The 19,053-nt window shown below is 72.5% G+C and carries 11 protein-coding genes; 2 read left to right on the top strand and 9 right to left on the bottom strand.

All coding sequences use genetic code 11. From position 1 onward, the window contains the following. Positions 1-73: 73 nt before the first annotated feature. The 5 genes from TU30_RS05515 to TU30_RS05495 form a co-directional block, all read right to left on the bottom strand. On the bottom strand, positions 74-1,846 hold the full coding sequence (locus TU30_RS05515) for a serine/threonine-protein kinase (RefSeq protein WP_042165236.1): 1,773 nt from the start codon (positions 1,844-1,846) through the stop codon (positions 74-76). Positions 1,847-1,945: 99 nt separating this feature from the next. Then, on the bottom strand, positions 1,946-3,187 hold the full coding sequence (locus TU30_RS05510) for a serine/threonine-protein kinase (protein WP_078878125.1): 1,242 nt from the start codon (positions 3,185-3,187) through the stop codon (positions 1,946-1,948). Between the two features lie 108 nt (positions 3,188-3,295). Then, entirely contained in the window at positions 3,296-4,999 is a 1,704-nt protein-coding gene (locus TU30_RS05505) for a serine/threonine-protein kinase (RefSeq protein WP_042165234.1), read from the bottom strand. A gap of 167 nt (positions 5,000-5,166) precedes the next feature. Next, positions 5,167-7,878 carry a protein kinase gene (locus TU30_RS05500; RefSeq protein WP_042165621.1) on the bottom strand — a complete coding sequence of 904 codons (2,712 nt, stop codon included), beginning with the start codon at positions 7,876-7,878 and terminating at the stop codon, positions 5,167-5,169. A 152-nt stretch (positions 7,879-8,030) separates the two neighbouring features. Continuing rightward, entirely contained in the window at positions 8,031-10,148 is a 2,118-nt protein-coding gene (locus TU30_RS05495) for a serine/threonine-protein kinase (RefSeq protein WP_042165231.1), read from the bottom strand. A gap of 170 nt (positions 10,149-10,318) precedes the next feature. Here TU30_RS05495 and TU30_RS05490 point away from each other — a divergent pair, with 170 nt between their 5' ends. After that, entirely contained in the window at positions 10,319-11,374 is a 1,056-nt protein-coding gene (locus tag TU30_RS05490; protein ID WP_042165229.1) for a serine hydrolase, read from the top strand. Between the two features lie 174 nt (positions 11,375-11,548). On the opposite strand, the gene TU30_RS05485 is transcribed toward TU30_RS05490, so the two are convergent. Beyond that, on the bottom strand, positions 11,549-13,255 hold the full coding sequence (locus TU30_RS05485) for a glycerol-3-phosphate dehydrogenase/oxidase (protein ID WP_078878124.1): 1,707 nt from the start codon (positions 13,253-13,255) through the stop codon (positions 11,549-11,551). 301 nt (positions 13,256-13,556) lie between these two features. On the opposite strand from TU30_RS05485, the gene TU30_RS05480 reads away from it, so the two are divergent. Next, on the top strand, positions 13,557-14,765 hold the full coding sequence (locus tag TU30_RS05480; protein ID WP_042165222.1) for a nucleotide sugar dehydrogenase: 1,209 nt from the start codon (positions 13,557-13,559) through the stop codon (positions 14,763-14,765). Positions 14,766-15,378: 613 nt separating this feature from the next. Here the strand turns inward: TU30_RS05480 and TU30_RS05475 are convergent. The 3 genes from TU30_RS05475 to TU30_RS05465 form a co-directional block, all read right to left on the bottom strand. Next, positions 15,379-16,503 carry a GuaB3 family IMP dehydrogenase-related protein gene (locus TU30_RS05475; RefSeq protein ID WP_042165218.1) on the bottom strand — a complete coding sequence of 375 codons (1,125 nt, stop codon included), beginning with the start codon at positions 16,501-16,503 and terminating at the stop codon, positions 15,379-15,381. Between the two features lie 214 nt (positions 16,504-16,717). Then, complete coding sequence (guaB, locus tag TU30_RS05470) at positions 16,718-18,226, bottom strand: IMP dehydrogenase (protein WP_042165215.1); 1,509 nt, start codon at positions 18,224-18,226, stop codon at positions 16,718-16,720. Between the two features lie 172 nt (positions 18,227-18,398). Next, complete coding sequence (locus TU30_RS05465) at positions 18,399-18,986, bottom strand: sigma-70 family RNA polymerase sigma factor (RefSeq protein ID WP_042165213.1); 588 nt, start codon at positions 18,984-18,986, stop codon at positions 18,399-18,401. Between the last annotated feature and the right edge of the window lie 67 nt (positions 18,987-19,053).

Genomic DNA, 19,053 nt, shown 5'->3' with positions numbered 1-19,053 from the left:
CGCGTTGTCGACGCGGTGCCCGTACCGGGCGCGGTGCCCGTACCGGGCGCGGCACGGTCTTTCCCGGGCCGGATCAGGGCTCGTCGACGTCCAGGTTGGCGATCACGGTCTTCGCCACTTCGCGCCCGCGCTCCGTGAAGTCGCCCTTGCCCGGGTAGCTGATGGTGAGCTTGTACATGTCCTCCTCGGAGGTCATGTAGTAGAAGATCCGCATCTCGCGGGGGTGGGGGTTCCGGCTGTCGGTCGTGGTGTAGACGACGGTGTTCTCCGCGGCCTTCCTCCCCTTGTACGTGAGGTCCGGTTTCGGCGCCGTCCTCGCGTTCTCCGGCATGCCGAGGGCGTAGCTGCCGGTCTCCTTGAAGTCCTTGTTGTCGTCGTACATCTCGGCGTCGGCGGAGGCCTCGATCTCGTTGCCGGTGTCCTCGGCCTTCCGGTCCAGCGTCAGACCGACCCAGATGCTGCCGCTGTGGTCCGTGTACCTGACCCAGCGTTCCTTGTCGCCGCCCGGGGAGTCCTCCGGGTCGGGCACGGTGCGCTGGTAGGCCTTCGGCACCGACACGGAGGCCGCGACGCCCTTCTCCTCGTGGGTCTTCCAGTCGTCCGGAAGCGGTCCCGCGAACGGATCCGCGATCACCAGGTACGCGGCCACCGCTCCGGCGACGACCGCCGCGCCCAGTGCGGTCAGTGTTCTGTGGCCGATCCGGGTGCCCTTGCCGCCGGATCCACTGCCGGAGCCGTCGCCGGGGCCCGGGGTGTGGACGATCTGCGTGGGCTGGGGCGCGGGCGGGTTCGCGACCGCGTCCAGCAGCGTGCGGACCCGGGCGGCGTTCGGACGGCGCGCCGGGTCCTTCTGCAGCAGGCCCGTGATGACCTCGGCGAGCGGACCCCGCGCGGCGGCGGGCGGCGCGGGCGCGGCGTTGAGGACCGACTGGAGGGTCGCGGGGGTGTTGCTGCGCCGGAACGGCGAGACGCCCTCCGTGGCCGCGTACAGCACGACGCCGAGGGACCACAGGTCGGAGGCGGGCCCGGGACGCTGGCCCAGCACCCGCTCGGGCGCGATGTACTCGGGCGAGCCCACGAAGCCGCCGGTGTCGGTCAGATGGGTCTCGCCCTCGATCTGGGCGATGCCGAAGTCGGTGAGGACGACCCGGTCGTGCCGGCCGAGCAGCACGTTGTCCGGTTTCACGTCCCGGTGCAGGATGCCGGCCGCGTGCGCGGCCTCCAGCGCGCCGAGCACCTCCAGGCCGACCCTGGCCGCCTCGCGCGCGGAGAGGGTGCCCTCCTCCTGCAGGACGGCACCCAGGGAGCGGCCCTGGACCAGCTCCATCACGATCCACGGCTGCCCGTCCACGACCGCGACGTCATGGACGGTGACCACCGCGGGGTGATCGAGCCGGGCGGCGGCACGGGCCTCGCGGCGCATGCGTTCGAACGCGTTGGCGCGTTCGCGTTCGGGAAGGTGGTCCGGGATGCGGGGCTCCTTGACGGCGACCTCGCGGTCCACCGTCTCGTCCGCCGCCCGCCATACCGTGCCCATGCCGCCGTACCCGAGCTTGGAGAGCAGCCGGTAACGACCGGCGATGAGCCTGCCGGCGCCGGGATCGTCCTGCGACGGCCGAGAGGGCGACGCCTCGAGGCGGGGCGGCGGTGAAGGCGCCGCCGACGGTGCCGGTGGTGCCGACGGCCGGCCGGGCGCCTGCTGCTGCTGCGGAACCACCTGCGTGGGTGCCGCGTACGGGTTGCCCGGATGCGGCACGGACACGGGCGGGTTCGGGTTCGGCGGTTGCAGACCGAAACTCGTTGGTTCGTCGGCCGCGCCGTGGCGGGCTCCCCCGTTGTTGCTCATGCTCCATCCATATCGCGCCGGCTCCTCGCGGAGCCACAGCGGGTGCCGTCCGGTCACAGACCCGTGATTCCGTTCGCGGCTTATCCGCCTTTTATGGGACTACGCGCCCGACAAGGAGGTGCCGGACCCCACGGACCGCGAAGGCGTCACCGAGGTCACCACGGCGGAAGACGTGGTGGGAGAAGGCGCGGGAGAAGCCGACGGGCCCGCCGTACGGGGCGGGTGGAGCCCCGGAGGCCGGCTCGCGGGCGTCAGCGGCCCGGTGCTCGACGGCGTACCGCCCCCGCCACCGCCGCTCCCGTCACCGTCGCGGTCCAGGAACAGGAGCGCGGCAAACGCCCCCGCTCCCATCAGCGCGGCGACGGCCAGCGCGGCCACGAGCACGCTCCTCAGGGGCCGCCCCGGCGAGCGCCCGGCGGCAGGGCCGCCGGACACGCGCCCCCACCCGCGTGACGGGTGGCCGAGCTGCGGGGACTGCGGTGTGCGGCCCGTCTCGAGGAAGGACCGCAGCATCCCCTCGGCGCGGTCCGCGTCCAGCCGCCGGGCGGGGTCCCGTTCCAGCAGGCCGCGTACGACGGGCAGGATCGGCCCGGCTTGCACGGGTGGCCGTATGTCATCGGCCACGACCGCGTGCACGATCCCGCCGATCGAGTCCCGGCGGAACGGCGACTCGCCGCTGAGCAGCGTGCACAGCAGCGCGCCCAGCGACCACAGATCGGACTCGGGCCCGGTCCTGGCCCCGGACATCCGCTCGGGGGCGGTGTACTCGGGCGAGCCGACGAAGGAGCCGGACTCGGTGAGCGTGGGGGCGCCGGCGACCTGGGCGACGCCGAAGTCGGTGAGGACGACCCGGTCGGTGTCGCGTTCCAGCAGCACGTTCGCGGGTTTGAGATCGCGGTGCAGCACGCCCGACGCGTGGGCGGCACGCAGCGCGCCGAGCAGGGCGATGCCGATGCGCGCGGCCTCCACCGCGTCGACCGGGCCCCGGGCGGCAACACGGTCGGCGAGCGAACCGCCGTCGATCAGCTCCAGGACGATGTAGGGACGTTCGTCGTCCTCGACGACGTCGTGGACGACGATGATGTGCGGATGGCTCAGCTGGGCGAGTGCCCGCGCCTCCCGCAGGGTGAGGTCCCGCTGCCGACGGGCCTCCGCCGCGGTGAGCGCCTCGTCCAGGGGGAGTTCCTTGACGGCGACGCCACGCCCGAGCAGTTGGTCCGTCGCCCGCCACACCACGCTCATGCCGCCACGCCCGAGCCTCGCCTCCAGGCGGTAACGGCCCGCGATGACACGGTCGTCGTGCCGCGCGGACCCGCTTCCGGGCTCCCCCTCGGTCACCATGGGCCCATCATGCCTCACCGGATGTCATCCCTCCGGTAGGCCTATTCGGCCAAGCGACGCCGTCGCGGCCCCGAACGGCCGGATTTCCCCCCGGGGCCGGGTCCCGTCTCAGCCGGCTTCCCGCCATCCCCGCAGGACCGTTTCGAACTGCCGGCTCGTCGTGGCCCAGTCCTCGGCCGGGGACGCCATGTAGATCGCGTACTCGACTCCGTCACGGGAGATGTACATCTGGTCCACGGCCCGGTACGGCCCGGGGAACTCCGTGTCCTTCGCCAGCGCGGTCCAGGTGTACTCCAGCCGCGCGCTCTCGCGGTCGCGGTAGACGCGGCGTTCCAGCGTCACCTGCCGGTAGTCGACCAGCCGCTGTCCCACCTGCTCGTCCAGATCGCTCAGATGCTCGTACGAGTCGTCGAAGTCGGGAGGATCGCCGACGGCGATGCGCAGGAGGGTCCTGCCGCCGTCGGGCGTGTAGTCGACCTGGCGGGTCGCCTCGTCGAAGACGACCCGCTCCCAGTCGTCGCCGGGCAGGGCGACACTGAAGCCGAACGGATCGTCGCGACGCACCCAGCCCGCCGGCAGCCCGCCCGTCTGCTCGTCGCCGTCCGCACCGGTCCGGTCGGACGACGACGGCGAGGCCGTGGGGGTCGGTTCGCCGAAGGGCGACGCCGAGCTGCCGCTGTCCTGTTCCTTGCCGTCGCCCCCTTGCACCAGCAGCAGCGCCGTCCCTCCGCCGACGAGCGCGGCCAGGACCGCGACCAGGGCGATCAGGCGCCCGCGCCCGGGCCGCCGCGGCCCGGCGGGGGCGACGCCCCCGGGAGGCGGCTGGACGGCTGTGGCACCGGGACCGGTACCCGGTCCGGGCTCGTACGCCGCCGGACCCGAGGGCCACGGAGACGGCGACGACTCCGACACCGGCGGCGGCTGCGTCGGAGATGAGGCAGAGGCCTGCGAGAGCGCTGCCGCCCGAGACGACGGCGACGTCTGTGCCGAGGCCGGCCGCCGCCCCTCCGCCGCCTCGGCGAGCATCTGTTCGGCAGCCGTCGTGTCGGGCCGCGTGACCGGATCCTTGCGCAGGAGCGCGCTGATGACGGGCGCGAGCGGGCCGGCGTACCGCGGCTCGTCGGCCTCGTCCTCCACGACCGCCTGCATGGTGGTCAGCGGGGACGTGCGGCGGAACGGAGATCTGCCCTCCACCGCCGTGTACAGCGTCGCGCCGAGCGCCCAGAGGTCCGGGGAGGGGCCGGGATCCTGACCGCGGATCCGCTCGGGTGCCAGGTAGTCGACCGAGCCGACGACCTCTCCGGTACGGGTGATCGCCGTGTCGCCCTCGATCTGCGCGATGCCGAAGTCGGTGAGCAGCACGCGTCCGTCGTCGCCGAGGAGCACGTTGCCGGGCTTGACGTCGCGGTGCACCACCCCGGCTGCGTGCGCGGCGCGCAGGGCGCGCAGCACCCACAGGCCGATGCGGGCCGCCTCACGGGGCTCGACGCGCTCCCGCTCCTTGACGGCGTCGGCGAGCGAACGGCCCTCGACCAGTTCCATGACGATCCACGGCCGGCCGTCGTGCTCCAGCACGTCGTGCACGGTGGCGACCGCGGAGTGGTTGATCCGTGCCGCGGCGCGTGCCTCGGCACGGGTCCGCGCCAGCATCACGGCCTGGTCCGCGTCGGAGACGTAGAGCGCGGCGGTCAGTTCCTTGATGGCCACGGACCGGTGCAGCACCTCGTCGTGCGCGCGCCACACCCGGCCCATGCCACCGCTGCCGAGGGCATCGCCCAACCGGTAGCGGCCCGCGACGAGCAGGCCCTGCATCTGATTCACCTTGCCCCGTAATGTTCTTGACAGGGTCAGATTAGGTTTCCGGGTCCGGCCTGGGAACAGCGGGCGGGCCATGGAAACCGCACTGTGATGGTTGCCACTGCGGGGAACGCACGGTGCCGGACGCGACCGGGGCTACTGCTGAGGCGTACGGCGCCGGGTCAGCCGGTGAACCGGTAGGTCGCCGAGGCCTGCTCGAACAGCCGGGTCACCTCGTCCCGTTCGCCCTCCGGACCGCGCACCTGCAGTACGTGGTACCGGCCGTCGATCAGCGCGGCGAGGTTGCGGATGTACAGCTCGCCGCGGCCCCCGGTCCAGGTGAACTGGCCCTCGGCCATGGTCCGTCCGCCCACCTCGATGGTCTTCAGACCGGTGGAGGTCGCCCAGCTGGAGTCGCGGTACGGCTGGAGCTCGCGCTCGTCGTCCCGCTGATAGGCCATCGGGTCGTTCCCGTACTGCGCGGCGCTGTCCCGGCCCGGGACGACGATCAGCTCGAAGTCGCCGCCGGAGTAGAGGACCTGACCGCTGCCGTTCTTCCCGGTGCGCTGCCATCCCTCCGCCACGGCGACACGGAAGCCCTCCGGGTCCTTGCGCAGGGTGAAGCCTTCGGGGACGTCGGGATCGTCGGGGCCGGTGGTCTGCGTCTCGTCGGCCGCGCCGGACTCCCCGGTGCCGCCCTCCGGGTTCTTCGGGTCCCCCGGTTCCGCCGGGAAGTCGCCGGAGCCGGTCCCCGGCGCGCCGCCCGCCTCCTGCGAGGGAGACGCCTCGCCCGCCGCACCGGTGCGGTCGGCCGCCCCCGTGCCCCCGGTCTCCTCGCCGGCCTTCGGCATGAACATCACGGCGTACGCGATCGCCGCGGCCATGGCCAGGAGCACCAGCAGAAGCAGCGTGCGGCCCAGCCGGCGCGGGGACTCCGACTCCCGCTTGGCCCGCTTGTGCCGTCCGTGGTGCGCGGGCAGTCCGGCGCGGCGCCTGCGCACCAGCTCTCCGCGGCGGCGCACGATCGGCAGCCGACTGGTGTCGACCGGCGGCGCCGCTATGACGTGCACGCCGGCTTCCGGCTCCGGCGCCGACCGCACCAGCGAACGCAGCCAGCCCCGCAGTTCCTCGAAGTCGAGCCGCTCGGTGGGATCCTGGCGCAGCAGCGACTCCACGACCGGCCGGAGCGGCCCGCACTCCTCGGCGAACGCGGGCGGCTCGGCACACACCAGCTGCACCAGCTCGGCCGTCGACTCCTCCGGGTAGGGCGCGTGCCCCTGGACGGCCCGGAACAGGAGCGCGCCCAGCGCCCACAGGTCCGTCGCGGGGCCGATGGGGGCGGCCAGCTGCCAGTTCTCGTGCACGGGCCCGGCCTGCTCCGGCGCCCACCGCTCCGTCACGGGGCCGACGACGGCCATCCGCGCCTGTCGCGCCCGCTCGGCGGCCAGCGCGGTGGTGGGGCCCCGGCGCACGGGTGCGTGGGCCACCGGCTCGTCCCAGCGTGCGGTGCCCCGGGCAGCTCCGCCGAAGTCACTGTCCCTGCCACTGCCACTGCCACTGCCACTGCCACTGCCACTGCCACTGGGCAACTGCGGGCTGCCGGTGCCCGGTTCGGCGGCGGGGGAAACACTGCGGGGTGTGGCGCCGTGCCGGCCGGTGGCCTCCACGCCGTACGGGTCGGCTATCTGCCCCGGCGGGACCGTGCCGGTCCCGCTCCCGCCCGGCAGGGCCGACGAACCGCTGGTGTACGGTGCCACGGCGGCCTGGCCGCCGTCCCCGGTGGCGGGAGCGGCCCCGGGCAGGGCTGCTCGGCCCGACCCCTGCACCTCCTGCACCCGGGCGGCGGCACGGGCACCCGCCCGGTACGCGGCGATCGCCCCCGCGCGGGCGGCCCTGACGTCCCCGGCGCTGTCGGCGGCCCGCGCGGCCGATGCCCCGGTGCCCGGGTCCGCCGTCTCGCGCCCGGGCAGCCGACCGGCCCGCGCCTCGATGGCGGCCCGTCGCGAGGCGTCGGGAGGTGAGTCGGAACCGGGACCGGTGTCGAGCCCGGGCGCGGGACCGGAACCGTACCCGGGGTCGGGGTCGGCGGTGAATCCGGGCGGCCATGACGGAGCGCGCCCCGGTTCCTGTGCCGGAAGACCGGTGCCCGTGGGCGCCACGGGCCCCAACGCCCCGGCTGCCGGGCCCGAACCCGCACCCGCCCGCGGCGCCACAGGGTTCGGAGCAGCCCTGCCCGCAGCGGCAGCATCCGGAAGAAACGTGTCGGGAACAGGCACCGGGTCGTACCCGCACAGCGCCTCTTCCGCCGCGCCGACCGCGAGACCGGTCAGCATCACGCGGCCGTCGTCACAGACCAGCACCGTACGCGCGGTGATGTTCCGGTGCACCCAGCCGTGCCCGTGCAGCACCCGCACGGCCATCAGGACATCGGCGGCGACCTCGGCCGCCCGGTACGGGGTCAGCGGCTGCTCGGCCAGCAGCGCCGCCAGCGGCCGGGCGGACACCAGTTCGCTGACGATCCAGAGGGAACCGCCCTCCGCGAACACGTCGAAGACCTGGTCCAGCCGAGGATGGTCGGGGATGGCCGCCGCGGCCTGTGCGGCCTCGACCGCTCGCCGCACCACGGGATCGGTGGGCCGCCGCGTGCCCGCACGGTCCGCCGTACGCCCACCGGCCCGGCGGGCACTTCCGTCGCGCGCCGTGAAACCGTCGGGCAGTCCTTCCGCGTCGAGCACCTCGGCCTCGACGACCTCCGGCAACGGGATCTGCCTGACGAGGACTTCCTGCCCGCTGTAGGTGTCGAAGGCACGGGTCTCGGTCAGTTCGTACTCGTCGGACGGCGGCAACGGCAGGCGGTAGCGGTCGGCGAGAACCCGCCCCGCGTATTCGTCCACTGCGCCTCCCCCGGCATTACGGTCGGTCAGGTCCGCTCGCCCGGCGGCCTGTTCCGGCTGCGTGCGGTCCGCGAACATTCACGATACGTGCCGGAGGCAACCCGGAGAGAGGGGATGCCACATCTCACTCTCCATTCGGCGGCCGCTCGTGCTCAGGACGTGGGTTCGAAGGACTGCGTCAGCGCCTTCCAGGTCTCCTTGCGCTGCTCACCGCTCCAGCCGTCGGCCTTCGCCGTGTACATCAGCGCATACCCGACCCGGCCGTCCACGACGAACCCCCGGTCGATGGTCCGGTACTTCGTACCGCCGTCCACGTAGGTGAACTCCCAGTCGGCAGTGTTCCACCCTCGGTAGTCCACCGCCTCTATCCGGACCCTCTTGTACTGCGAACGCACCATGCCGCGTTCCTGGTTCTCCCAGTCGGCCACCGGGTCGTCCTTCGGCGTGGACGTCCAGGCGATGAGCAGCTTCTGTCCGTCGGGCCCGGTGAACCGGTCCCCGGCGCTGTCCGTCGAGCGGTACTTCCAGCCCTCGGGCAGACCGATCGTGTACCCCTGGGTCCCGTTGTGCGTCGCCACCACCGAGGCGTCCCCGTCGGTCCCGGCCGAGTCGTCCGACCCGCTGTCGCCCGTCCCGGCGCCGGCCTCGGCGTCGGCGTCGCCGGACCCGGCTCCTGTACCCGTGTCCTGCGACTCGGCTGCCTCGCCGTCGGTTCGGGTGCCGTCGTCCGCGCCGCCCTCGGAGCCGTCGTCCTTCTTGGTCTCGGCGCTGGGCGCCTGGCCGGAGGCAACCTGCTCCGAGCCGTCCTTCGCCGCCGCGCCGCCCTCGTCGTCGCCGCCGAGCGTCAGCGCCAGCACGGTACCGATCACGGCGAGCACCACGACCACCGCGATGAGGACCAGCGTCCGCCGCGGCACCACATCGGTGAGCGACGCCTTCGGCGCGGGCCGCGTCGGCAGGTCCGGCGGCGTCATCACCGGCCACCCGGATTTCCGGGCACCCGAAGCCGGGTTCGTCGCCGCCCCGGAAGCCGGGCCGGGTGCCGAGCCACGCACCGAACCGGTCCCGCGGTTCGCCGCCGGACCACCCGGCCGCACCCCGTTCCCCTTCCCGGCCCCGGATCCAGCCCGGGGTGTGGTCGGCGCGGTGGCCGGGGCCACCGGGTCGGCCGGGTTCGCCGAGGTGGTCTTGGCGCCCGTCGAACCGGCTTCGCGGCTACCGGGCCTGGCGCGCGTCGCAGCCGCCGAACCGGCCGCCCCCGCCGACGCCGCGGCCTTCCGCACGGAACGCATCGCGCCGCGCAGCCGCTCCCCGGCCTCCTCGCCGCCCCGCCTGCCTCCGCCACGCCCGCCGGGCTGCTCGGGCAGCGGCACGACCTTCGTCGCGTCCGCCGGTTCCGCGTCGGCGGCCTTGGTCTCGGGCGCGTTGATCACCGCGTTCAGCATGGCCCGCGCAGTGGCGTCGTCGAGCCGCTGGGCCGGGTCCTTGGTGAGCAGCCCGTGGATGACGTCCCTGAGCGGTCCCGCGTTGCCGGGCTCCTCGAGCGGCTCGGTCATCACCGCCGTGAGCGTCGCGATCGCGGACCCCTTGTCGTACGGCGGCGTACCCTCCACCGCCGCGTACAGCAGCCCGCCGAGCGACCACAGGTCGGCCGCCGGCCCCGGCTTGTGCCCGCGGGCCCGTTCCGGGGAGATGTACGAGGGGGCGCCGACCAGCATGCCGGTCGAGGTGATGGACGGGTCGCCCTCGACCTGGGCGATGCCGAAGTCGGTGAGCACGACCCGGCCGTCCTCGGCGATCAGCACGTTCGAGGGCTTCACGTCCCGGTGCAGGATGCCCTCCCGGTGTGCGGAACGCAGCACGTCGAGCACCGCGAGCCCGACCTCGGCGGCACGCCGGGGTTCCAGCAGGCCGTCCTCCCGGATGGCCTCGGCGAGCGACTTGCCCTCGACGAGTTCCATCACGATCCAGGGCCGGTCGTCCTCCTGGACCACGTCGAAGACCGTCACGGCGCTGTTGTTACGGATGCGCGCGATCGCCTTGGCCTCGCGCAGCGTCCGTGTGATGAGCCGCCGCTTCTCCTCCTCGTCGATGCTCGACGGGAACCGAAGCTCCTTGACGGCGACGGTCCGCCCCAAGGTCTCGTCCTCGGCGCGCCACACCGTCCCCATGCCGCCGCGACCGAGCACATCTCCCAGCCGGTACCGCCCGGCGAGCAGACGTGCGCTCTCGTCCTGACGGGTTGTCCCCGCCCGCTCCGGCTCCGACATGCGTCCCCTCATGCAACCCGCCCCGACAGAGCTTTCATTGTCCCTCACCCGACAAGTGCTCCACGCCCAGGGTGCCCCGGGCCCCACCTCGCGCCCGGCGCACCCGGAACCCGGGTGAAGGCCGTACTCAGCGGCCCTGCATGATGTCCCTCCGACAAGAGAGGAACCGGATGCCGCCGCCTCGGACGCTCCTGGCCATCGCCGTGTCCGTGGCCACGCTCGCCCTGGCGCCGACGGTCTCCTCGGCCCTGGCCGCCCATCCCGCTGACGTGCTCCTCCCACTGCTGGTCACACAGGGCGGGGCCCCGGCGGCGGCCCTGCTGGCCGTGGAGGAATCCGGCCCGCGCTACGCCCAGGCCGGTGAGGGCATGGGCCGGACCGACCACTTCCGCGCCGGCAGCATCACGAAGACGTTCATCGCGACGCTCGTGCTGCAACTCGCGGGCGAGCACCGCCTGTCGCTGTCCGACACCGTGGAGAAACATCTGCCGGGACTGGTGCGGGGAGCGGGCAACGACGGCCGTGCGCTGACCCTGCGTTCCCTGCTCAACCACACCAGCGGTCTGTACGACTTCGTCGAGGAGACCCGCGGCACGGTCCCCCTCACTCCCCGTCAGGCACTGCGTATCGCCCTCGCCCACTCCCCGGCCGACCCCGGCCGCTACTCCTACTCCTACTCCTACTCCAACACCAACTACGTCCTGCTCGGCCTGGTCGTCGAACACGTCACCGGCCACTCGTACGCAGCCGAGGCCGAGCGGCGCATCATCGCCCCGCTGCGTCTGACGGGCACCTCCTTCCCCGGCTCCCGCTCCTCCCTGCCCTCCCCGCACGGCCGCGCCTACGCCACCGACGGAACCGATGTCACCGCACTCGACCCGCGGGTGGCCGGCGCCGCGGGCGAGCTGGTGACCACGCTCGCCGACCTGGGCCGCTTCTACGCGGGCCTGCTGGGCGGTGAACTGCTGCCCCCGCGCCTGCTGCGCGAGATGCTCGACACCCGTGCCACACACGGCTCGTACGGCATGGGCCTGTACCCCGTGGAACTTCCGTGCGGCACCACCGTGTGGGGACACAACGGACACATGACCGGCAGCTACGTGCGCAGCGCAGCCACCGTCGGCGGCCGACATGTCCTCACCTTCCGGGTGAACACGGACGCGATAGCGGACCCCGGCCTCGAACCCGCGGTACTCGCGGCCGAGTTCTGCCCTCGCACCCGGTAGAACGGCCGGGTTCCGAACGGAGATCCCTGTTCACGACACTCGTTCGAGTGAACGTGATCCCGGGACCCGGAACCCGGGCTCCGGAACTCGCACTCCGGGGTCCGGGGGTCGATCTCGTCCTGCTCCCGGCCGACGGCCTCCCCCCTACACCTACACCTACACCTACACCTACACCTACAACGGAACGATGTCCGGAGCCCCCAGCCGGGCCGCGTCCGCCGTCAGGTCGTCCGGCTGCCGCTGCGACTCCCGTTCGGCCTCCACCCGCTTCTCGTAGTGCTGCACCTCGCGCTCGATCCGGCCCTTGTCCCAGCCCAGCACGGGTGCCATCAGCTCGGCGGCCTCCCGGGCGCTGCGCGTGCCCCGGTCGAACGTCTCTATGGAGATGCGGGTCCGCCGGGTCAGCACGTCGTCCAGGTGCCCTGCTCCCTCGTGCGAGGCGGCGTAGGTGATCTCGGCGCGCAGGTAGTCGTCGGCCGCCTGCAGCGGTTCGCCCAGCGAGGGGTCCTCCGCGATGAGTTCCAGGACCTCTTCGGCCAGCGACCCGTACCGGTTCAGCAGGTGTTCGACCCGCACCACGTGCAGTCCCGTGCGTGCGGCGATCCGTGCCCGCGCGTTCCACAGCGCCCGGTATCCCTCGGCGCCGACCAGCGGGGTGTCCTCGGTGACGCAGGCGGCGACCCGCACGTCGAGGCCGTGCACGGCCTCGTCCACCGCGTCCTTGGCCATCACCCGGTAGGTCGTGTACTTGCCGCCCGCGACCACCACGAGTCCGGGCACGGGATGAGCCACGGTGTGCTCGCGCGACAGCTTGCTGGTCGCGTCGGACTCACCGGCGAGCAGTGGCCGCAGGCCGGCGTACACACCCTGGACGTCGTCCCTGGTGAGCGGGACCGCGAGGACCGAGTTCACATGCTCGAGCAGGTAGTCGATGTCCGCGCTGGACGCGGCCGGATGCGCCTTGTCGAGGTCCCAGCCGGTGTCCGTGGTCCCGACGATCCAGTGCCGGCCCCAGGGGATGACGAACAGGACGGACTTCTCCGTGCGCAGGATGAGCCCGGTGGTGGAGTGGATGCGGTCCTTGGGGACGACCAGGTGGATGCCCTTGGAGGCCCGTACGTGGAACTGTCCCCGCTCGCCCACCATCGCCTGGGTGTCGTCGGTCCACACACCGGTGGCGTTGACCACCTGCTTGGCGCGGACTTCGTACTCCCCGCCGCCCTCGACGTCCTGCACCCGGGCGCCGACGACCCGTTCGCCCTCGCGCAGGAATCCGGTGACCCGTGCGCGGTTGGCGACCTTCGCGCCGTACGCCGCCGCGGTGCGCACCAGCGTCGCCACGAACCGGGCGTCGTCCATCTGGGCATCGTAGTACTGGAGCGCCCCGACCAGGGCGTCCTTCTTCAGGCACGGCGCCACGCGCAGTGCGTGACGGCGGCTCAGGTGCCGGTGCACGGGCAGTCCCCGCCCGTGCCCGGGGGCCATGGACATGGTGTCGTAGAGCGCGACGCCCGCCCCGGCGTACAGCCGCTCCCAGCCCTTGTGCTGCAACGGGTAGAGGAACGGCACCGGCTTCACCAGGTGCGGGGCGAGCTTCTCCAGCAGCAGGCCGCGCTCCTTCAACGCCTCCCGCACGAGGACGAAGTCGAGCATCTCCAGGTAGCGCAGGCCGCCGTGGATCAGTTTGCTGGACCTGCTGGACGTGCCCGACGCCCAGTCACGCGCCTCGACCAGTCCTGTGGACAGGCCGCGTGTCACGGCGTCCAGCACGGTGCCGGCGCCGACCACGCCACCGCCCACCACCAGTACGTCCAGTTCACGCTCCGCCATGGATGCGAGTGACTCGGCGCGCTCCGCCGGTCCCAGTGTCGCTGTCCTCACCGCTGCCTCCCGCTCGTCGGTCGCATCGGCCGCACCCGTCGGGCGAAGCCCGGTCCCCCTCCCTCATGCCCAGATTCTCGCCGCGTTGCCCGGTTCCAGCCACCACGCGCCCCGCCCTGTGGACGACTCCCACCGCGACTCGACGGAAACCGGAGAAACCCGATGAAACTCGGCGAAACTCAGCCGATCAATACGGCATATCGGTCATATTTACTCCTAGTCTGACATTGCGCTCGCTCGTTCTGTCCACCGGGCTTGCGCGCCTGTCCCGCTTCGGTTACTGGGAAGGACGGCCCACGCCATGCCCGCAGATCTCGCCGTCATCGGACTCGGCCCGTACGGCCTGCCCCTGGCCCAGGCAGCCGTCGCCGCCGGCATCCCCACCATCGGCTACCGGACCGGCCCGGAGGCGGCCTCCCTCAGCCCCGCCGAGCTGCGCCGCATGGCCGCCCGGGGGTTCCGTGTGATCACCGGCCCCGCCGAGCTGGGCCGGGTGCGTACCGCCGTCGTCTGCGCGCCGGTCCCGCGCGGCGCGGAAGGCGGGCTGGATCTCGGCCCGGTGGAAGCGGCCGCCCGCACCCTGGCCGCGCGGCTGCGCCCGCACACCACGGTGATCCTCGAGTCCCCGGTACCCCCCGGAACGACCGAGGAATTCCTCCGCCCCCTGCTCGAATCCGGATCCGGCCTCCGCGCGGGTCACGGCTTCCACCTCGCCTACTCCCCCAGCCGGGTCGACCCGGGCAACCGCGACTTCACCCCCGCCAACACCCCGAAGGTCATCGGCGGTCTCACCCCGGCCTGCACCGAGTCGGCCGCCGCGTTCTACGGGAGGCTCACCGACAAGGTCGTCCGCGCGCGCGGACCGCGGGAAGCGGAGACCGTGCAGTTGCTGGAAACCAACTTCCGGCACGTGAACACCGCCCTCGTCAACGAGATGGCCGTGCTCTGCCACGACCTGGGTGTCGACCTGTGGGACGTCATCCGCTGCGCGGAGACCAAACCCTTCGGCTTCCACTCCTTCCGCCCCGGCCCCGGCGTCGGCGGCCACGCCCTCGCCCAGGACCTCACCGCCCACACGGGCCGCACCCTGCGGATGGCGGAACTCGCCCAGCAGGTCAACGGCAGGATGCCCCCCTACGTCGTCCAGCGCGCCGCCGCGCTCCTCAACGAGCACGGCAAGTCCGCCCGCGGCGCACGCGTGCTCCTCCTCGGCGTCACCTACAAGGCCGACCTCGCCGACCAGCAGGGCAGCCCCGCACGGGAGATCGCGATGCGGCTGATGGAGCTGGGTGCCTCCGTCAGCTACCACGACCCGCACGTCCCGTCCTGGAGCGTGCTCGACCGCCCCCTCCCCCGCGCCGATTCCCTGTACGAGGCCGCCGCCGACGCCGACCTGACGATCCTGCTCCAGCAGCACCGCACGTACGACCTCCAGGGCCTGTCCGTGAAGGCGCAGCTGCTGCTGGACACCCGCGGGGCCACTCCGACGGGCGCGGCACACCGGTTGTGAGAGGGGCGAGAGGGGGCGCCCACGGCGTCCCGTGCTCCAGGAGCTGGTGGTGGACGGCGCCCGGCGCGGGTATTTTGGGATTCAGCCGGGGCTCACCGCAGAGGGCGCTGCGGCAGGCTCCGGATGGATCACGAAGTGTCCACCCCTATGTCTCGTAGGGGTGGCCGCTCACCATCCAAAACCCGCAGAATCCACCTCCTCCGGCACTTCACCGTCCCCCGACGGATCCGGTCCCAGCGGGTGGGCTTGCGGCGGCGCCCCATGGACACGCCCCCTTCCACGAGGCCGTCCGTCAGCCGGTAGGGCGGTCCGTTCGGAATCGGGCCGGGCCCCGAAGGGCGGGGTCCGGATCGTGTCCTTGGAAGGGGGCCTCCCAGAGAACCGGGCCGCCGGACACGGACATTACCGTCCCGAATCGGCCCGTCTCCCGATATTCACGCCGAAGGCAACCGCGCGCCCTCCTCGCGCCCCACCCGCCCCCTCACCATGGCGCCACCCTCGTGGACATGCGGCGGGGCCCGGCCGCCCCTTACGGATGGCCGGGCCCCGTCCTCACTCTCAGGACTTTCGAGGGCGTCGTGCGCGCCGCGCTCCGTGCGGGCGCGGCATCACGTCATCGCCGGTGCTGGGAGTCCGCCACCGTCACCTCGACGCGCTGGAACTCCTTCAGCTCGCTGTACCCGGTGGTGGCCATGGCGCGGCGCAGGGCGCCGAAGAGGTTCATCGAGCCGTCGGGCGTGTGCGACGGACCGGTGAGGATCTCCTCTATCGTGCCGACGGTGCCGAGGTCGACCTTCTTGCCGCGCGGCAGCTCCTCGTTCACCGCCTCCATGCCCCAGTGGTTGCCCTTGCCGGGACCGTCGGTGGCGCGCGCGAGCGGGGAGCCCATCATCACCGCGTCGGCGCCGCATGCGATGGCCTTGGGCAGGTCGCCCGACCAGCCGACGCCGCCGTCCGCGATCACGTGCACGTACCGGCCGCCGGACTCGTCCATGTAGTCGCGGCGGGCGGCCGCCACATCGGCGACCGCGGTCGCCATGGGGACCTGGATGCCGAGCACGTTGCGGGTGGTGTGCGCAGCGCCGCCGCCGAAGCCCACCAGGACGCCGGCCGCGCCGGTGCGCATCAGGTGCAGGGCCGCGGTGTAGGTGGCGCAGCCGCCGACGATCACCGGGACGTCGAGTTCGTAGATGAACTGCTTCAGGTTGAGCGGCTCGTGCGAGCCGGAGACGTGCTCCGCCGAGACGGTCGTCCCGCGGATCACGAAGATGTCCACGCCGGCGTCGACGACGGCCTTGGAGAACTGGGCGGTGCGCTGCGGGGAGAGCGCGGCCGCGGTGACCACGCCCGAGTCGCGCACCTCCTTGAGGCGCTGCCCGATCAGCTCTTCCTTGATGGGGGCGGCGTAGATCTCCTGGAAGCGGCGCGTGGCCGTCTCGGCGTCCAGCTCGGCGATCTCGTCGAGCAGCGGCTGCGGATCCTCGTAGCGCGTCCACAGGCCTTCGAGGTTCAGCACGCCGAGGCCGCCGAGCTCACCGATACGGATCGCCGTGGCCGGCGAGACCACCGAGTCCATGGGGGCGGCCAGGAACGGCAGCTCAAAACGGTAGGCGTCGATCTGCCAGGCGATCGAGACCTCCTTCGGGTCCCGCGTACGGCGGCTGGGGACGACGGCGATGTCGTCGAAGGCGTACGCCCGGCGGCCGCGCTTGCCTCGCCCGATCTCGATCTCAGTCACGTCTGTGGCCTTTCCCTGATGCGTTGCAGCGCCTTCCAGTATCCCCGACCGTCACGCCCCGCATCGCCCCGCGTCACTCCGCATTACCCCGGACGAACAACGCGAGGGCGGCCCGGACCTCTCCCGGGCCGCCCTCGGACGACTGGAACGAGCCGTCGCCCGCGCGTGCGTCACACGCCTGCGCGGGCCGTCGGCGGCTGCGGCTGTGGTGCTGTCAGCGCTTGCTGCTGTAGTTGGGTGCTTCGACGGTCATCTGGATGTCGTGCGGATGGCTCTCCTTGAGCCCCGCGGAGGTGATCCGTACGAACCGGCCGTTCGCCTGCAGGTCGGGCACGGTCCGGCCGCCGACGTAGAACATCGACTGGCGCAGACCGCCGACCAGCTGGTGGACCACCGAGGAGAGCGGGCCGCGGTAGGGCACCTGGCCCTCGATGCCCTCGGGGACGAGCTGCTCGTCGGAGGCGACACCCTCCTGGAAGTAGCGGTCCTTGGAGAACGACCTGCGGTCGCCGCGGGTCTGCATCGCGCCGAGCGATCCCATGCCGCGGTACGACTTGAACTGCTTGCCGTTGATGAACAGCAGCTCGCCCGGCGACTCCGCGCAACCCGCGAGCAGCGAACCCAGCATCACCGTGTCGGCGCCCGCGACCAGGGCCTTGGCGATGTCGCCGGAGTACTGCAGGCCGCCGTCGCCGATGACCGGGACACCGGCCTCCTTGGCGGCGAGCGCGGCCTCGTAGATCGCGGTGACCTGCGGCACGCCCACGCCCGCGACGACACGGGTGGTGCAGATGGAGCCGGGGCCCACGCCGACCTTGATGCCGTCGCAGCCCGCGTCGACCAGGGCCTTCGCGCCGTCACGCGTGGCGATGTTGCCGCCGATGACGTCGACGCCGGCGGAGTTCGACTTGATCTTGGCGACCATGTCGCCGACGAGGCGGGAGTGGCCGTGCGCGGTGTCGACGACGATGAAGTCGGCGCCCGCCTCGATCAGCGCCTGGGCGCGCTCGAAGGCGTCGCCCGCGACGCCGACCGCGGCGCCGACCAGCAGCCGGCCCTCGCCGTCCTTGGCGGCGTTCGGGTACTGCTCGGCCTTCACGAAGTCCTTGACCGTGATCAGGCCCTTGAGGACGCCGTGGTCGTCGACCAGCGGAAGCTTCTCGATCTTGTGGCGGCGCAGCAGCTGTACGGCCTCCGCACCCGAGATGCCGACCTTGCCGGTGACCAGCGGCATCGGCGTCATGACGTCGCGCACCCGCTGTGAGCGGTCGGTCTCGAAGGTCATGTCGCGGTTGGTGACGATGCCGAGCAGTTTCTTGTTGCCGTCGGTCACCGGGACGCCGCTGATGCGGAACTTGCCGCACAGGGCGTCGGCCTCGGCGAGGGTGGCGTCCGGGTGAATGGTGATCGGGTCGGTGACCATTCCCGACTCGGAACGCTTCACCAGGTCGACCTGGTTGGCCTGGTCCTCGATGGACAGGTTGCGGTGCAGGACACCGACGCCGCCCTGGCGTGCCATCGCGATCGCCATGCGCGATTCGGTCACCTTGTCCATGGCGGCGGACAGCAGCGGGACGTTGACCCGCACGTTCCTGGAGACGTGGGAGGCGGTGTCGATCTCGTCGGGCGCCATGTCCGACGCGCCCGGCAACAGCAGCACGTCGTCGTAGGTCAGCCCGAGTGTCGCGAATTTACCGGGCACTCCGTCGACGTTCGCAGTCATGACACCTTCCCCAAATGGCCTTGATCGGTGCGGATGTCCATGCTAACGGGCAGGAGAGCTGTCTCATTCCATGGTTCCACGGGGCTCCGGCCCTTGTACGTGTGTACGGAATCGGCCGCGAGCCCGTTCAGCGCCCCAGGGGCGGCCGGGCGGCGGTCGGTTTCGGCGGCGTCTACTGCTCCGCCAGCGCGCGCAGCCGGCTCAGGGCGCGGTGCTGGGCGACCCGGACGGCACCGGGTGACATTCCCAACATCTGGCCGGTCTCCTCCGCCGTGAGGCCCACGGCGATCCGCAGCAGAAGCAGCTCGCGCTGGTTCTCGGGCAGGTTGGCCATCAGTTTCTTGGCCCACTCGGCGTCGCTGCTGAGCAGAGCGCGCTCCTCCGGGCCGAGGGAGTCGTCGGGACGCTCGGGCATCTCGTCGGAGGGCACGGCCGTCAGCCCGGGGTGGCGCATGGCGGCCCGCTGCAGGTCGGCGACCTTGTGCGCGGCGATGGCGAAGACGAACGCCTCGAAGGGGCGGCCGGTGTCCCGGTAGCGGGGCAGTGCCAGGAGCACCGCTACGCACACCTCCTGGGCGAGGTCCTCGACGAAGTGCCGGGCGTCGCCCGGGAGCCGGGACAGCCTGGTGCGGCAGTACCGCAGTGCCAGGGGGTGGACGTGGGCGAGCAGATCGTGCGTGGCCTGCTCGTCTCCGTCGACGGCACGGTGGACGAGCGCACCGATCGCCCCGCGGGCCGTGCCCGCCTCGTCGTCGCGCATCGGTCCATGGTGCCTTGCGGGCGCCGGCTCCGCGGCACCCCGCCCCGTGTTGTGCACCGAAGCGTTA

This window comes from Streptomyces sp. NBRC 110035 (assembly GCF_000829695.1).
Taxonomy (GTDB): domain Bacteria; phylum Actinomycetota; class Actinomycetes; order Streptomycetales; family Streptomycetaceae; genus Streptomyces.
Note: the sequence above shows the minus strand (reverse complement) of the source record. Positions and strands in the feature narration are given on the sequence as shown.

Coding starts and splice junctions, on each gene's coding strand:
- TU30_RS05505 (WP_042165234.1), bottom strand. CDS start 4,999: ATGCAGGGCCTGCTCGTCGCGGGCCGCTACCGGTTGGGCGATGCCCTC.
- TU30_RS05490 (WP_042165229.1), top strand. CDS start 10,319: ATGCCGCCGCCTCGGACGCTCCTGGCCATCGCCGTGTCCGTGGCCACG.
- TU30_RS05510 (WP_078878125.1), bottom strand. CDS start 3,187: ATGGTGACCGAGGGGGAGCCCGGAAGCGGGTCCGCGCGGCACGACGAC.
- TU30_RS05465 (WP_042165213.1), bottom strand. CDS start 18,986: ATGCGCGACGACGAGGCGGGCACGGCCCGCGGGGCGATCGGTGCGCTC.
- TU30_RS05480 (WP_042165222.1), top strand. CDS start 13,557: ATGCCCGCAGATCTCGCCGTCATCGGACTCGGCCCGTACGGCCTGCCC.
- TU30_RS05495 (WP_042165231.1), bottom strand. CDS start 10,148: ATGTCGGAGCCGGAGCGGGCGGGGACAACCCGTCAGGACGAGAGCGCA.
- TU30_RS05515 (WP_042165236.1), bottom strand. CDS start 1,846: ATGAGCAACAACGGGGGAGCCCGCCACGGCGCGGCCGACGAACCAACG.
- guaB (WP_042165215.1), bottom strand. CDS start 18,226: ATGACTGCGAACGTCGACGGAGTGCCCGGTAAATTCGCGACACTCGGG.